The organism is Paraburkholderia aromaticivorans (assembly GCF_012689525.1).
Lineage (GTDB): Bacteria > Pseudomonadota > Gammaproteobacteria > Burkholderiales > Burkholderiaceae > Paraburkholderia > Paraburkholderia aromaticivorans_A.
The window spans coordinates 58,557-74,348 of sequence record NZ_CP051514.1; the positions used below are offsets into that span (position 1 = coordinate 58,557).

The window sequence follows — 15,792 nt, forward strand, 5'->3', positions numbered from 1 at the left end:
GATCCATGTTGCTCATTCAATGCCCCTGGTGCGGGCCGCGCGCCGAGTCCGAATTCTCGTACGGCGGCGAAGCCGAGATCGTGCGTCCGCTCGACACCGAGAAGCTGACCGACCGCGAATGGGGCGAGTACCTGTTCATGCGCAAGAACACGCGTGGGCTGCACCGCGAACAGTGGAATCATGCGCAGGGATGCCGCCGCTGGTTCAATGCCGAACGTGACACCGTGACGTACGCATTCAAATCGGTCAGCAAGATAGGCGGTCCGAAAGAAGGAGAATTAGCATGACACAACAGAACCGTCTGCCGTCGGGCGGGCGCATCAATCGCGCGATCCCGCTCACGTTTACCTTCAACGGCAAAACCTATCAGGGCTTTCAGGGCGACACGCTGGCATCCGCGCTGCTTGCCAACGACGTTCATTTCGTAGCCCGCAGTTTCAAATATCACCGCCCGCGCGGCATTGTGACCGCGGGCGTCGAGGAGCCGAACGCGCTGGTACAGCTCGAACGCGGCGCGCATACCATTCCGAATGCGCGTGCAACGGAGGTCGAGCTTTATCAGGGACTCGACGCGACGAGCGTCAACGCCGAGCCGAGTCTCGAACACGATCGCATGGCGATCAACCAGAAATTTGCCCGCTTCATGCCGGCCGGCTTCTACTACAAAACCTTCATGTGGCCGAAAAGCTTCTGGCCAAAATATGAGGAGCGCATTCGCCATGCCGCGGGTCTGGGCAAGTCGCCTGAGGTCAAGGACACAAGCCGCTACGACAAGCGCTTTGCGCATTGTGATGTGCTGGTCGTCGGTGCGGGTCCGGCAGGACTGGCTGCGGCGCGAACGGCCAGCGCGAGTGGCGCCCGGGTCATTCTGGTTGACGATCAACCGGAACTGGGTGGAAGCCTGCTGTCGGGCGCTGAGAGGGTCGACGGCAAGCCGGTCGCCGACTGGGTGCGCACGATCGAGGCCGAGCTTTCAGCTATGGCGGAGGTGACAGTCCTGAGCCGAAGTACCGCGTTTGGCTATCAGGATCACAACCTCGTCACAGTCACACAACGTCTGACCGACCATTTGCCCGTTTGTACACGGGGCGGCACGCGCGAGCGGTTGTGGAAGATTCGCGCGAAGAAGGTAATCCTCGCGACCGGTGCCCATGAGCGGCCGCTGGTATTTGGCAACAACGACCTGCCTGGCATCATGCTCGCATCGGCGATCTCGACTTACATCAATCGTTACGGTGTTCTGCCAGGGCGGCGAGCGGTCGTTTTCACAAATAATGACGAGGGCTATCGCGCTGCACTCGATCTCAAAATGCACGGGGCAGACGTGACGGTTGTCGATCCTCGCGGCGCCAGCGCGGGCGCACTGCCGCAACAGGCTGCGCGCAGCGGAGTTGCCATTGCCAACAACGCCGTGGTGATCGACGCCGGCGGCAAGGAACGCGTGCGCAACGTCACAATTGCCCGCTATGCAGAGGGCCGCGTCGGCGCGCGTATCGCCAGGCTCGGATGCGATCTGGTGGGTATGTCGGGCGGCTGGAATCCGGTTTTGCACCTCTTCGCGCAGTCAGGCGGCAAGGCACTGTGGAACGACGACAGGGCGTGCTTCATGCCGGGCGCTGGCGTGCAGGAAGAGTGCAGCGTCGGCGCCGCACGGGGCGCGTTCCAGCTACCGGAGGCGCTTGAGGACGGCGTGGCGGCCGGCAAGCGGGCGGCTCTGTTTGCAGGACTGCCTGATCCTGCCGTTCCGGGCTGGCAGGCCAAAGCATCGAATGAAACGCCGCTGCTGCCGCTTTGGCTGGTCGCAGCACGGGGGCACGGCTCGCGCGGGCCGAAGCGGTTCGTCGATTTCCAGAATGATGTGTCGGCGGCAGACATCCTGCTCGCCGCGCGCGAAGGCTACCACTCGGTCGAGCACGTGAAGCGCTATACCGCGATGGGTTTTGGCACCGATCAGGGCAAGCTCGGCAACATCAACGGCATGGCAATTCTCGCCGGCGCCCTTGGCAAGACGATTCCTGAAACCGGCACGACGACATTCCGGCCGAATTACACGCCGGTCACGTTCGGCACCATTGCCGGGCGCGAACTCGGGGATTTCCTCGATCCGGTTCGCAAGACCTGCATCCATCCGTGGCACGAAGCACATGGTGCGCAGTTCGAGGACGTGGGCAACTGGAAGCGCCCGTGGTACTACCCGAAGAACGGCGAAGACTTGCACGCGGCCGTCGCACGCGAATGCCTGGCTGTCCGCAACAGCGTCGGCATTCTGGATGCGTCGACACTCGGCAAGATTGATATTCAGGGGCCGGATGCAGCCACGCTGCTCAACTGGATGTACACGAACCCGTGGAGCAAGCTGGAAGTCGGCAAGTGCCGCTACGGGCTGATGCTCGACGAGAACGGCATGGTCTTCGACGACGGCGTGACAGTGCGCCTTGGCGAGCAGCACTACATGATGACGACGACCACGGGCGGCGCCGCGAGGGTACTGAACTGGATGGAGCGCTGGCTGCAGACGGAGTGGCCGGATCTCAACGTGCATCTCGCGTCAGTGACCGATCACTGGGCGACATTTGCCGTGGTGGGGCCGAACAGTCGAAAGGTACTTCAGAAGGTCTGCAAGGACATTGACTTCGCGAATGCCGCTTTCCCGTTCATGACGTATCGCAACGGTACCGTCGCTGGCACGGCTGCGCGGGTCATGCGCATCAGTTTCTCTGGCGAACTGGCTTATGAAGTCAACGTGCCCGCGAACTTCGGGCGTGGCGTGTGGGAAGCGGTGATGAGCGCCGGCCGCGAGTTCGACATCACGCCGTATGGCACCGAGACCATGCACGTGCTGCGTGCGGAGAAAGGCTACATCATCGTCGGGCAGGACACGGATGGATCGGTGACGCCGTTCGACCTCGGCATGGGCGGCATGGTCGCCAAAAAAGATTGCCTCGGCAAGCGCTCGCTGTCGCGCTCGGATACGCAGCGTGAGGACCGCAAGCAACTAGTCGGGTTGAAGACAGTGGACCCGCGCATCCAATTGACCGAAGGCGCGCAGATCGTCGCGACGCCGGCGGTGCAGGGGATCGCACCGATGCTGGGTCACGTGACGTCGAGCTACCAGAGCCCGATCCTGCAGCGGTCGATCGCGCTCGCCGTGCTTAAAGGCGGCCTCGGCAAAATCGGCGAGCGCGTGTTCGTGTCGATGTCGGCGACGCGTTGTGTGGAAGCCGAAGTGTGCAGTCCTGTTTTCTACGATCCGCAAGGGGTACGTCAGCGTGTTGAATGATCTGATTCAGGAATCGCCGCTCATCGCGATCGAAGCGAACATCGCGGCGGCGGCGGCGTCGGGCGGCGTGGCGGGCCGCTTCCAGTTGACCGAGCGGCCGTTCGGGACGCTCGTCACGTTGCGCGGCGCAGGTGCCGCATTCGAGGCGCCTGTAGCGCGCGCATTGGGCTTTGCGCTGCCGCAACGCGCTGGCGGCTGCGTCACGGTGGGGGAGCGCGCCGCGCTGTGGATGGGGCCGGACGAGTGGCTGATCTATTCCACCCAGGACATGGGCGCCGATCTCGAACGGCTGTTGCGTGCCAGCCTCCATGGCCAACACCACGCGGTAGTGGATGTCAGCAGCGGTTATACGGTGATCGATATCGCCGGCTCGACGGTGCGCGATGTGCTGGCGAGCGGCTGTCCGCTCGATCTGCATCGGCGTGTGTTCGGCGACGGACAGTGCGCGCAGACGCACTTCTTCAAGGCCGGCATCACGCTGTGCCGTACCGGCGACGACCGGTTCCAGGTCATCGTGCGACGCAGCTTTGCCGAATATTGCGCACTGATGCTGCTCGATGCGGCAAAGCCGTATCTTGCGTAGCACGCGCGCGGGTTGTTACGCCCGCCATAAAGAGGAGATCCTTCGATGAAACATGCAGAAGCGGGACCGACGGTCGAATGGGACGTTGTGATCGATGAGTTGCGCGTGCAGACGCGGATCGGGATCCATGACCACGAACGCGCGCCGCAACCGGTTGTGATCGACGCCGTGCTGCATTGCCGCGCCGAGGCACTACCGGATCACATCGATGCGTGCCTCGACTACGACGCGTTCTGCCGGATACTGCGCGCATACCTCGAAGACCAGACACATACGGACCTGGTCGAGCGACTCGCCGCCGATCTGCTGACGTTGACGTTCGACCGTTTCACGGTGCTCGACGACGCGGTGCTCACGCTTTACAAGCCGCACGCAGTGCGCTCGGCTGAGCGGGTGGGCGTACGTCTGCGCTGGAGTCGTCGTGACTATCTGCGCTGGCGCGCCCACCCGGCCGCGGCACACGTCACCGAAGCCTGGTACGCCTGACACATCCAGCACACGGAGTAACCATGACTGAAAACACTACGAAGCGCACGGTTCGGGCGCCTCAGTTCGCGCTGACCGTCACCTGTGCCAGTGCGCCTGGACAGGTCGCGGCGCTGGTGCGATTTCTCGATGAGCGGGGCTGTTATATCGACGAATTTGACGTGTTTGACGATGACACTACGGCCCGCTTTTTCGTGCGCTGCATTTTTCACGCGGCATCCGCACAGCAGCTGGATGTCGCATCGCTGCGTGGCGAGTTCGCGGTGGTCGCCGGACGCTTCGATATGGTCTGGGCGATTCACGACATGTCGGTGAAACCCCGGGTACTGATCATGGTGTCGAAGTTCGATCATTGCCTGGCCGACCTGCTGTTCCGGTGGCGCATGGACGAACTCAGGATGGACATCGTCGCGATCGTGTCCAATCACCCGGATCTTGAGCCGCTGGCTGTCCCCAACGGCATCACCTGGCACCATTTGCCGGTGACCGCCGACACGAAGCCGCAGCAGGAAGCCCAGTTACTAACCCTGATCGAACGGACCGGCGCGGAACTGGTCATCCTTGCACGCTACATGCAGGTGCTGTCCCCCGGGCTGAGCGCATCCCTCGCCGGACGCGCAATCAACATTCACCACTCGTTCCTGCCGGGCTTCAAGGGTGCGAAGCCATATCACCAGGCACATGCACGCGGGGTGAAGCTGATCGGCGCGACCGCGCATTTCGTCACCGACGATCTCGACGAAGGGCCGATCATCGAGCAGGTCGTGGAACGCGTCACTCACGCCTATGGCCCCGACCGGCTGCTTGCGACAGGACGTGATGTGGAGTGCCTCGCGCTGGCGCGCGCCGTCAAGCTTTTTACCGAGCATCGAATTTTCATCAACGGCAACTGCACCGTCGTGCTTCAGTAAGACTGGCTGCTCCATATTGTCCGGGCATGTCGCGGATGTTGAAAACGCGGAGCAATCTGGCGCATGCAGAATCTGCCAGGTCTGGGCCCAAGCTGGCCCGTGCGCATCGACGCATTACTGCTGACGCGTCGGCATCTGCCGTTTCACAAGAGGTTGACTACTTTCGGGCATCCAGCGGCATGACTTCGCACTGGATCTGAACCTGTCCAGGTAGCGCGGTCTTTTACCAATCAACGAACAGAACAGCAACTGAGGCGCAAGCTTGCGGTGTTCCTGATCCTGGCAGGTTGGCCGGTATGTGGCTGGGCGCAATTGCTGATCGATGATTCGCGAGCACTGCCGGATGGAGAGCCGATAAAAGGCGAAATGGGCACAACTATTACACGACGTACGGGCTCCTCGACTCGCGCGTATCTGAGTCGTTTCGTTGGGGGATGCCGGTGCGATCCGCATTGTGAACCAACATCGCCGGAGCTGATGCCGAACAGCCGGACCGGATGCGCACGCTGCTGCTCGCCTTGATGCTTTCGTTGGGCAGCGCGATCGCGCTGGGGCTCGCGCGATTCTCTACGCACTGTTGCTCCCCGCGATGAAGAGCGATCCCGGCTGGAGCTTCGCTCAAGCCGGCGCAATGAATACGGCCAACGCATTGGGCTATCTGCCTGGCGCACTGGCCTTTCCGCGCCTATCGCGACGCTGGACACCCGGTGCGCTGTTCATCGCCGGTTGCGTGGTGACGGCGTTGCTGATGGCGGTGAACGGTGTGCTGTCCGATATTCACGCGCTGTTTGCCCAGCGCGTCATAACCGGCGCGCGCAGCGCGTTCATTTTCATCAGCGGTGGCGTGCTGGCGGCCCGGCTCGCGTCGGCGGGGCCGCGCGACGCGAGCCTCGTGCTTAGTCTCTACTACGGCGGCACCGGGTGGGGCATCGTCGTCTCGGCGGTGCTCGTGCCCCTGACGATTCTCAAGTCCTCGCACGGCTGGCAGTTCGCGTGGTTCGCGCTCGCGACCCTGTGCGTGGCGTTTTCGCTGATTTGCGATCGGCGCGGCACGCGTGATCGAAACTGACCATGCAGCGGTTTCGCCGGCAGCGGGTTCGCGCGTCGCGGAGAACCATGCGCCGAGTTGGCCGAGCTTCGGTCTGGCACTGGCCGGCTACGGACTTTTTGGTGTCGGCTATATCGGCTACATGGCGTTTCTCGCTGCGCTGCTGCGCAATGCCGGAATGAGCGCAGCCGTCGTGACTGGCTTCTACATTTTGCTCGGTGCGGCGACTGTCGTGTTGGCGCGGCTCTGGTCCGGGTTGCTCGACCGCATGCGCGGCGGCCAGGCGCTCGCGGTGCTCAACGGGCTGCTCGGGCTCGCGACGCTGCTTCCCGCGGTGTTTACACATCCACTGGTTGCGTTTGCGTCAGGAGTGCTGTTCGGCGCCGCCTTCCTGTCCGCCGTGGCATCGACCACGGCCTTCGTCCGGCACAACCTGCCCGCCAGCCACTGGACCCGGGGGATCAGCCTGTTCACGATCGTCTTCGCGTTCGGGCAGATCTTCGGGCCACTCGCTATCGGCTGGGTGTCCGACGGGGCGGGACTGTCGCGCGGTCTGGTCTACTCCACGCTGCTGCTGGTGACCGGTGCAGTACTGGCGGCGTTTCAGAGGCCATTGCTCGCGCAGGAGTTATGGCCCATTGCGGCATCGGAATCAACGAAAGCAACGACCGGTTGAATCCGCCACTGTAGCCGCTTCAACGCAGCGGGGACGTGGCGACACAGGTAGCCGTAGGCCCGCTCCCCCCTGTCGTGCCAACTGCTGCATTGTCTTTTCTGACGGCTGGATCGCGGCCGCGCCCGCCCGGCTTCACATTGACGGCGCACTTCTTGGCGCGCTGCAAGGTGCTGTGCCGGATCGCAGCGGGCAAAGACCGCAAGCGGTAGCGGAGCGCACTCCGGGCATGCGCCTCTGGTCTTTTTTGAGGGCGCATCGGCTGTGGGCTCCTTGGCAGAGTTCCGAGTTCGCCACCCGCAAATGATTCCCTTAAGGTATTAGATCGTCGTGCTACAAGCGTCAGCCGCCCGGAATTTCGCTCACGGGTGTATACCCGCGATGGCTAAACGGGAAATCACTTTGTCGAATTGGGAAATTTTCGAAAACGCCGAACTCCTACCATCTGCTCACACCCACCGACCATTTTCACCAAGGAGCGAGCGCATGAAACTGGAGAATCTGATTCGAATCGAGAACGGCGAAAAGGTGAAGCACACCTTCTCGGAAGCCGAGTACGCCAGCCGCCAGGGCAAGCTTCGTGATCTGCTGGCGCGCGAGAACATCGACGCCGTGCTGTTCACGTCGTATCACAACCTCAACTACTACGCAGACTTCCTGTACTGCTCGTTCGGCCGTAAATACGGGCTGGTGGTCACGCAGAAAAAGGTCGTGTCGATCTCGGCGAACATCGACGGTGGCCAGCCGTGGCGCCGCACGGTCGGTGACTACAACGTGGTCTACACCGACTGGCAGCGCGACAACTTCTTCCGTGGCGTGCAGCAGGAAATCGAGAACAAGGGGCGTGTGGGCATCGAGTTCGATCATGTGCCGGTCGATGTGCTGGCCAAGCTGAAGGCCGCATTGCCGTCAGTCGAATTCGTCGACATCAGCGCGCAGACGATGCGCATGCGCATGATCAAGTCGGCCGAGGAAATTGCGGTCATCACGCACGGCGCGAATGTCTGCGACGTGGGCGGTGCGGCGCTCGCTGCGGCGGTTCATGAGGGGGTGCCCGAACACGAGGTCGCACTCGCGTCGACCCAGGCGATGGTCCGCGAGATCGCGCGCCGCTTTCCCGATTCGGAACTGATGGACACGTGGACGTGGTTCCAGTCAGGCATCAACACGGACGGCGCGCACAATCCGGTGACGACGCGCAAGGTGCAGAAGGGCGACATTTTGAGCCTGAACTGCTTCTCGATGATCGCCGGCTATTACACCGCACTCGAACGCACGATGTTCTTCGACCACTGCTCTGACGCGCACCTGCGTCTGTGGAAGGTCAACGTCGAAGTGCATGAGGCGGGGCTGAAGCTGATCAAGCCGGGCGCACGCTGCAGCGATATCGCGCACGAACTGAACAAGATCTACGCGGAGTACAACCTGCTGCAGTACCGCACGTTCGGTTATGGCCATTCGTTCGGCGTGCTGTCGCATTACTACGGGCGCGAAGCGGGGCTCGAACTGCGCGAAGACATCGACACGGTGCTTGAGCCGAACATGGTGATTTCGATGGAACCGATGATCATGCTGCCGCAAGGCCTGCCGGGTGCGGGCGGCTATCGCGAGCACGACATCCTGGTGGTCGGCGAGAAGAGTGCGACCAACATTACCGCATTCCCGTACGGTCCGGAGCACAACATCATCAAGGCCTGATACGGCCTTGACTGAACACAGCCTCCGGCTGCGGGGTGGAAGCATCTGCCACCGCCGACACATTCGGTTCGGCTGCGCGACTTCAGCCGAACTGACGATGAGGTTATTGGGTCAGGATGGGACGTCAAAGATCTTGCGCCGGGCTATGCCGTTCGGTACTTTGTCGGGCGGCTGATTTTTATTCCTGCTGGGCGAGCCGTATTGCTTCAGCAGGTCAGAATGGTGAAACGGCCGAAAGAGCTGAAACCAAAAACTCAGCAATCCGCATTCATATTGGGAGACGCCACATGAAGGCATCTATAGCGGTCTGAGCGCTGCGGGCGGGCGGTTCCATCTCGCGGCACTTCCCTGTCTGGTCGCATGGGCGTCGGGTCGAAATCTGGCTATGCGCCCGTAGCGGCGAACCGATCGACACAATAAGTAACGGAGGAGATTCTGATGGAAAAGAGAGTGGTAATTGGAGAACTGGCGTCGCCGGAGTATATGCGCCGTGTGAAGGACGAAGCCCAGCCGATCCTGATCCCGATCGGTGCGCTGGAGCAGCATGGCCCGCATATGTCGATGAATCCCGATGTGCTGCTGCCGGGCGCCGTCGCTGTAGCGGTGGCGCAGCAGATCGGCGCACTGGTGGCGCCGGCTATTGCATACGGCTACAAGTCCCAGCAGAAGAGCGGCGGCGGCAATCACCTGTGCGGCACCACGAGCCTGGACGGCCACACGCTGTCGTCGACGGTCAAGGACATCCTGAAGGAGTTCGCACGGCATGGCGCGCGCAAGATCTGCCTGATCAACGGTCATTTTGAAAACTCGATGTTTGTCGTCGAGGGTATCGATCTCGCCATTCGCGAACTCCGCTGGGAAGGCATTCACGATTTTCAGGTGGTGATGCTGTCGTACTGGGATTTCGTCAACGAAGACACGATCGCCCGGATCTACCCAGAGGGGTTTCCAGGCTGGGCGGTCGAGCACGGTGGTGTGCTGGAAACGTCGCTGATGCTGCATCTGCATCCCCATCTGGTCGACATGTCATGCGTGCCCACGCATGCCGCCGCGAGCTTTCCGCCGTACGACGTCTTTCCGGCCATTCCGGAGTGGACGCCTGCGTCGGGCTGTCTGTCGTCGGCTGCGGCTGCGTCGGCTGAAAAGGGCGCGTTGCTGTTCGACGTCTGTGTACAAGGGATTTCGCGCGCACTTAGCGAAGCCTACGATGCGCGCGTGAATGCGTCACGCGACTGACACTCCAATCAGGAGAAAGTAATGGGAAACTACGATAACCGTAACCCGCACACCGACATTACAGCCGACAAGGCATGGAGCGTCGAACAGCACGGCATCGATCCGATTCCGCTCAAGGATCGGCATGGGACACCGGCTGAACTGTTCAAGATGTGGATTGGCGCCAACACCAACTACGTGGTGGTGGTGACAGGGGCACTCGCGCTGTCGCAGGGATTGTCGCTATGGCAGGCGCTGGGCGCGATTCTGGTGGGCAACCTGCTGGGCTGCTTTGTGCTTGGCCTGACGACGATCATGGGGCCGCGTACCGGTACGTCCGGCATCATGACCTCGCGCAGTTCGTTCGGCCAGCTCGGGTCGTTCCTTCCTAAAGCGGTAAGCCTCGTGTCCGCGCTCAGCTGGTTTTCGATCAACTCGGTGGTCGCGACCCAGGCGCTCGAAACGCTGCTGAAGATGGGCGGCTTTCACAGCCAGGCCGTAGTGTGGGTTTCGCTGGCGATCATCCTTGCTGCGGAAATCCTGCTGGCGATATTTGGACACGCAACGATCATCGCCGCGGAGAAATGGATCGCGGTTGTGCTTGCCGTGCTGTTCGGCGGGCTGGCGGCTTTCGTGCTGCCCCATACGAGCTTCGCGATGGCGTCAGCCATCAACCACGGTGGCGGGTCGATCAGTACGTGGCTGATCGCGATGGGGATCATCTTTTCCTATCCGATTGGCTGGGCCAACTTCGCCTCCGACTACAGCCGCTATTTCCCAGCTGAAACCAGCTGGAAAAAGATCGTGCTGGCGGCCGGCGGTGGACAGTTCGTCGCGTTGATGTTCTGCGAAGTGATCGGCGTGCTGTTTGCCACGGCACTGGGTGGCACGCTCGGCGATGACCCGGTCAGCCAGCTTGGCAAATTCCTGCCGACGTGGTTCATCGTGCCGTTGCTGTTTTCGATCATTCTCGGTGGGATCGCGGCAAACGTGCCAAACGGCTACACCGCTGGCCTCGGTCTGCTGGCGCTGCGCATCCCGATCAACCGGATTACGTCGCTGACCATCATTGCGCTCTTCACGCTCTGTTTCCGTGTAGTGACGGTGTTCTACGGGCAGTTCTTCGACATGTACCAGGTGTTCCTGAACTACATGGTCTTCTGGACTGCGCCATGGGCGGCCATCGTTATTGTCGACTACTTCATGCGTCGTGGCCGATATCGGGCGGATGCCTGGATGAAGTGGGGCAGCGGCGCGTACTGGTACGACGCGGGAGTCTTCTGGCCGGGTGTCATCGCGCTGCTGGTCGGGATCGTAGCTTCGCTCGTGTTCTCCAATTCGCCGACCTACGTCAGCCCGTTGATGCGCGACTACCTCGGCTGGGGCGATCTTAGCTTTGAGTTCGGCCTGTTGTCTGCGGCCTTGACCTATTTTGCGATGGCCCGGCGCAGCCCGCACTTCCGGGCCACGGTGGATGCCGTCGCGCACGCGGAGCTGAACTCAAACACAATCTGAATTGTCCGTTATTGCCCGCGTCAACCCTCGACGGTATACGGTGACCGTTGGGAGACGCGGGCTTTTTTTGAGGCATCAATTGATTTCGTCAACCACTGCTGCTTCATCGAGCCAACAGGTATGAAAAAATCTCTACTCGCGGTCGTACTCTTCGGCGCTTTTACAGTTTCGGCGCACGCGCAAAGCAGCGTGTCCCTATACGGCCTTATCGATACGGGGTTGATCTACACAAACAATCAACTCGGGCATAGCAACTGGCAGGAAGTAACCAGCTCGACGCAAAACACGGTGTTTGGGCTGAAGGGGTCGGAGGATCTTGGGGATGGTTTTCACACGATCTTCAAGCTGGAGCAATCGTTCCTTCTGAATAATGGCGCCCAGGCTTTCGCCGGAAGCGCTTTCGGTTCGCAGGCCTGGGTTGGACTGCAAAGCGATCCGTACGGCACCTTGACATTCGGTCGCCAGTTCGACGTGATGAACGACCTCGTCGGACCGCTCACGGCCGAGTACAACACGTGGGGCGGCAGCATCGCCGCGCATCCGTTCGAAAACGACAACCTCGCTGCGAATTCGGTCGTGATCAACAATTCGGTCAAGTACGCGAGTCCGACCTACCGCGGCGTCACGTTCGAAACGATGTATTCGTTCAGCAACACGGCGGGCGACTTCGCGAATAACCGCTCGTACAGCTTCGGCCTGTCTTATGTCGTGGGCCCGCTGAATCTTGCCGCCGGCTACTTGCAACTGAACAACGCGGGTCACGGCGCCGGCGCCGTGACCACCAGCGATACGAGCGCGAACTTCATTGCCGAGCGCCAGCGTATCTGGTCGCTGGGCGGTAACTACACTTTCGGGCCGGCCACCGTCGGGCTGGTCTGGAGTCACACGCAGATCGATAACGCGGCGGCCGTCTTCTCGTTCGGCACGGGCAGCTACCTCGGCGCAAACGACGACTCCGCCGGCACCCTCGCCGGTTCGCTGCGCCTCGACAACTACGAAGTGAATGCGAAGTATGAGCTCACGCCGGCGTGGAGCGTATCGGGCGCGTACACGTATACGCGCGGCGCCTACAACGGTTCGTCGCCGGGATGGAACACGGCCATGCTGCAGACCGACTACTCGATCAGCAAGCGCACGGACTTCTATCTTGAAGGCGTGTATCAGAACGTGCACGGTGCGCCCGCGGATTCCGTGTTGTCGCACGCGATGATCAACACGCTGTCGCCGTCCGCGACGAACACGCAAGTGGCGGTCACGGTGGGCATGCGTCACGCGTTCTGAACGCCTGCTGCCGTCAGATCGATGTCCTGAAGCTCAAGATTGCGCGGTCCAGGCGACCTGATGTGAGCAAACCGGCTGGCAAAGTATTTCTAGAGTCGACCGCCGTAGGAGAGAGCGCGCAAAAGTTGGGGAGGTCGATTTCGTCAAGCCGCCACGGCTCGCGGCAGTGTCGCGGTCGTAGCACTCGCATCTATCAGGAATCGGTTTGACATCCTTATATGAACACCTCCCGTTCCGCAAGGCAGGGGGTTGATGTTTTGGCTAGCAGAAGCGGTTGCAGTCTTATATCCGACCTTCATTGCGAGACGGTGCCCGCTGGCCTTGATGGAATCTGCTGGAAACGACCTCATCTCCCACGGCGGGCTTCACGCCCATGGACGTCATCAGGTTTGCGTTTCCACGGTCCGACCTGGTTTGCCATCACACGTTACCCTTGCTCTGCGCAACTCCTGTGTTCAAAGACTCATCGTTTCAATCTATACCGCGACGGCTGGTCGCTCGCTCACAAATTCCCGCTCATAAGACCGGTTATGCGCGAGCAACGCCCACGCCGTTCGTGCCATCTTGTTGGCCAACGCGACCACCACCACATTGACCGGACGCCGTTTCAGCAACGCTTCTACCCACTGGGGACGTTGTTTGGAATGGGTCACGACCATTCGCGCGCCATGGATCAATAGCTGTCTCAGATAGGGGTCACCCCTTTTGCTGATGCCGCCGAGTCTGACGTTGCCCCCAGTCCCACTCTGACGGGGTACCAGGCCGATACTCGCCGCAAATGCGCGTCCGGAGCGAAATGCCTTTGGCGAGCCCATGACCGCAACAGTGGCTGTGGCTGTCAATGGACCCACGCCGGCTATGTCATCGAGCGTTTTTGCCTGGGGACTGGATTTCAGCCACTGCAGATTTTCCCGCTCGGCTTCGTCAATCCCCTGCTCGACCTGCTGGAGCTGTTCGAGCTGACGCAACAACGCCCGCCAGACAAGCTGCGGCACGACCTCTTCTATCTCGGCCATACGTGCCTTGAGCTCATTCATGAGCGCCTTGCGGCCATATCGGAAGTACAGTCCATATTCCGCAAGCAACCCGCGAATCTGATTGGTTTCGCGGGTTCGTGTCGCCACCAGGCCCGACCGGATGCGGTGCAGGCTCAGGATGGCTTGCTGGTCTACGCTCTTGATCGCCACAGTTCGCATCCCGGGTTGCTGGGCCGCCGTCCAGATCGCCTGGGCGTCTGCCGCATCCGTCTTGTTGGTTTTGACGAACGGACGCACGTATTTCGCATGCAACAACACCACCTGATGTCCGAGACTCTGGATTTTTCGCGCCCACCAGTGCGCCCCTCCGCATGCCTCCAGCGCCACCTTTCCTGGTGCCCGGGTTGCGAGAAACCGGATCAGCTGTTCACGACGGAATTTTCGACTACAGATCTCGCCACTTTGTCCATCTACCCAGTACATTTGAAACACGGCCTTTGCGATATCCAGACCATATGTCGTAGCATTCATTTGGGCTCTCCTTACCTCAAGTGACTCGTGGAACTTTCACTTTGGCACATCGATGCCATCGGTCAAGCGAGAGCCCCTTTCGGCCCTGGCACTTCCCCGAGGGGAGGGAGGTGTTCATACCATCTCCCCGCCCTAAAGAGGCTGAGGATTACCCACATCTCTTGATTTGATTCCGACGTAGGCTACTCGTTTTGCCGGAAGATACGATACATGACCGCGCTCTCGTGCAGTGCGAGAAAGCCACGCCACATCACGGTTGGTCCAGGGGGATGGTCGTGCTTGCGATTGAGATAACCACCGAGCTTTGCAACCCAGAGCACCACCTGCGCGAGCGTTGGCGGTTCGGCCGGCAATTGCGTAGTGCCGTGTATCCGGCAATACAGCGCGTGCCATTCGAGTGGCTGCAGCAGCACTTCGCAGGACAGGTCGCCATCAAGGCGGGCCAGCAGCGTCGCGTACATGATGCGCCAGCTGATGACAGCAAACAATGCCGTGGCGCGCACGAAGCGATCCAGGTGGCCGAATTGTCGGGCCTCGATCTGACACCCGCTCTTCAGGACGCGATGCCACGATTCAATCGTCCAACGGCGGGCATACCACGCCAAACGTTCGAGTGCGTCATCGCAGGTCAGTGTCGGCACCGAACTCAGCAACATCCATTCGATCGGCTCGACGCCCTCGGGGGGCTGAGTCTCCAGCGCGTGGATCACAAACACCTCGGCATCCGGCAACTTATCGTGCTGACGGCTGCGCGGCGGACGCAACCGGAGCGCCTTGCAACGCACCGTCAATTGCGCAGTGCGTGTCGGTGTTTTTCCATTCCGGGTCGGCACCAGCAGATCCGTTTCGCCCACAGCGGGCTCTGCCGCAACGGCGTCCCACAGATATGCCTGCGGATGCGCAACGCGGCGGCTCCAGGCTGCACGTACCAGCCAGTCAACGCCCACTGGCCGAGGAGCAATGAACACATCGTAGACATCGCCGTCGCGGTCGGAGATGCCGATGATGTGGGTGTCGGGGCAGCGCGCTTTCACCGATGCCAGATGCTCGAGGCCCTCGAGCCACTTGACGCTTTCCTTCTCCTCGATAGGTCGTTTCCTTCGTTGTTTCGATCTGCCGGATTCCTCGGGTGCACGAATCCACGTCTTCATTCCCAGCACCCCGAGCGGTAGGCCCTCAGGTGTCACGGCCAGCAAGCTGTGCAGCATGAATCCGTGCACATTACTGCTCGTGCCGTGGCCCAGTCCCTGCGTCGCCGGCAGATGCATGAGGTTGAATTCAGTCGTATCCTGCGGGGCCAGGACGACCGGGACCTGCTGCATGCGGTTCAGCGTCTGCCCAATGTGGTTGGCCAATACGCCGTTGGTGTCGATCCGTGGGTTGTCGAAGAAACGATAGGCAGCCTTCAGTTGTGCCCCGTCCAGCGACTGTGGAAACGAACACTGTGGGCTCTCCGCCAGCCGTCGCGCGAGCGCAACGAGGCGCTGCGTCAGGCGGGCGTCGCCCAGCGCCGCCGCGCCGAATTCTTCGCTGGCCCAGTCATCGAAATCACCCGTTGCAGACAATGCGGTTCATTCCGGTCCATGAACGCGCT

At 61.2% G+C, this 15,792-nt stretch carries 11 protein-coding genes and 1 pseudogene; 10 read left to right on the forward strand and 2 right to left on the reverse strand.

From position 1 onward, the window contains the following. Nucleotides 1-5 precede the first annotated feature (5 nt). The 10 genes and pseudogenes from HF916_RS00285 to HF916_RS00330 all read left to right on the forward strand — a co-directional run bounded on the left by HF916_RS00285 (nucleotide 6) and on the right by HF916_RS00330 (nucleotide 12,690). Nucleotides 6-287, forward strand: coding sequence for a sarcosine oxidase subunit delta (locus HF916_RS00285; RefSeq protein ID WP_168787377.1), 282 nt, complete (start codon nucleotides 6-8; stop codon nucleotides 285-287). Further along, nucleotides 284-3,280, forward strand: a complete 2,997-nt coding sequence (locus tag HF916_RS00290; protein ID WP_168787378.1) for a sarcosine oxidase subunit alpha family protein — start codon at nucleotides 284-286, stop codon at nucleotides 3,278-3,280. The genes HF916_RS00285 and HF916_RS00290 overlap by 4 nt, the downstream gene beginning before the upstream one ends. Continuing rightward, entirely contained in the window at nucleotides 3,270-3,863 is a 594-nt protein-coding gene (locus HF916_RS00295) for a sarcosine oxidase subunit gamma (RefSeq protein WP_168787379.1), read from the forward strand. The genes HF916_RS00290 and HF916_RS00295 overlap by 11 nt, the downstream gene beginning before the upstream one ends. A 45-nt stretch (nucleotides 3,864-3,908) precedes the next feature. Next, nucleotides 3,909-4,349 carry a dihydroneopterin aldolase gene (locus HF916_RS00300; protein WP_168787380.1) on the forward strand — a complete coding sequence of 147 codons (441 nt, stop codon included), beginning with the start codon at nucleotides 3,909-3,911 and terminating at the stop codon, nucleotides 4,347-4,349. Nucleotides 4,350-4,372: 23 nt separating this feature from the next. Beyond that, entirely contained in the window at nucleotides 4,373-5,260 is an 888-nt protein-coding gene (gene purU, locus HF916_RS00305) for a formyltetrahydrofolate deformylase (protein ID WP_168787381.1), read from the forward strand. Nucleotides 5,261-5,757: 497 nt separating this feature from the next. Beyond that, nucleotides 5,758-6,984 (forward strand): annotated as a pseudogene (locus HF916_RS00310) (YbfB/YjiJ family MFS transporter). A gap of 483 nt (nucleotides 6,985-7,467) precedes the next feature. Next, a complete protein-coding gene (locus HF916_RS00315) occupies nucleotides 7,468-8,679 on the forward strand; it encodes a M24 family metallopeptidase (protein ID WP_168787382.1) in 1,212 nt (403 codons plus the stop codon). A gap of 438 nt (nucleotides 8,680-9,117) precedes the next feature. After that, the gene (locus tag HF916_RS00320; protein ID WP_168787383.1) at nucleotides 9,118-9,915 is read left to right on the forward strand and encodes a creatininase; all 798 of its coding nucleotides are present in this window, start codon (nucleotides 9,118-9,120) and stop codon (nucleotides 9,913-9,915) included. A gap of 21 nt (nucleotides 9,916-9,936) precedes the next feature. Continuing rightward, a complete protein-coding gene (locus HF916_RS00325; RefSeq protein ID WP_168787384.1) occupies nucleotides 9,937-11,409 on the forward strand; it encodes a purine-cytosine permease family protein in 1,473 nt (490 codons plus the stop codon). Nucleotides 11,410-11,529: 120 nt separating this feature from the next. Further along, nucleotides 11,530-12,690, forward strand: a complete 1,161-nt coding sequence (locus HF916_RS00330; RefSeq protein WP_168787385.1) for a porin — start codon at nucleotides 11,530-11,532, stop codon at nucleotides 12,688-12,690. Nucleotides 12,691-13,166: 476 nt separating this feature from the next. Here HF916_RS00330 and HF916_RS00335 read toward each other — a convergent pair whose 3' ends face one another. Beyond that, nucleotides 13,167-14,198 (reverse strand): IS110 family transposase, encoded by a 1,032-nt coding sequence (locus HF916_RS00335; RefSeq protein ID WP_168787386.1) that lies wholly within the window; start codon nucleotides 14,196-14,198, stop codon nucleotides 13,167-13,169. A gap of 182 nt (nucleotides 14,199-14,380) precedes the next feature. Continuing rightward, complete coding sequence (locus HF916_RS00340; RefSeq protein WP_168787387.1) at nucleotides 14,381-15,763, reverse strand: IS4 family transposase; 1,383 nt, start codon at nucleotides 15,761-15,763, stop codon at nucleotides 14,381-14,383. Nucleotides 15,764-15,792 lie beyond the last annotated feature (29 nt).

Excerpts from the sequence above, each read along its gene's own strand:
- HF916_RS00330 (WP_168787385.1), top strand. The coding sequence starts at position 11,530 with ATGAAAAAATCTCTACTCGCGGTCGTACTCTTCGGCGCTTTTACAGTT.
- HF916_RS00285 (WP_168787377.1), top strand. The coding sequence starts at position 6 with ATGTTGCTCATTCAATGCCCCTGGTGCGGGCCGCGCGCCGAGTCCGAA.
- HF916_RS00300 (WP_168787380.1), top strand. The coding sequence starts at position 3,909 with ATGAAACATGCAGAAGCGGGACCGACGGTCGAATGGGACGTTGTGATC.
- HF916_RS00335 (WP_168787386.1), bottom strand. The coding sequence starts at position 14,198 with ATGAATGCTACGACATATGGTCTGGATATCGCAAAGGCCGTGTTTCAA.
- HF916_RS00325 (WP_168787384.1), top strand. The coding sequence starts at position 9,937 with ATGGGAAACTACGATAACCGTAACCCGCACACCGACATTACAGCCGAC.
- purU (WP_168787381.1), top strand. The coding sequence starts at position 4,373 with ATGACTGAAAACACTACGAAGCGCACGGTTCGGGCGCCTCAGTTCGCG.
- HF916_RS00320 (WP_168787383.1), top strand. The coding sequence starts at position 9,118 with ATGGAAAAGAGAGTGGTAATTGGAGAACTGGCGTCGCCGGAGTATATG.
- HF916_RS00290 (WP_168787378.1), top strand. The coding sequence starts at position 284 with ATGACACAACAGAACCGTCTGCCGTCGGGCGGGCGCATCAATCGCGCG.
- HF916_RS00315 (WP_168787382.1), top strand. The coding sequence starts at position 7,468 with ATGAAACTGGAGAATCTGATTCGAATCGAGAACGGCGAAAAGGTGAAG.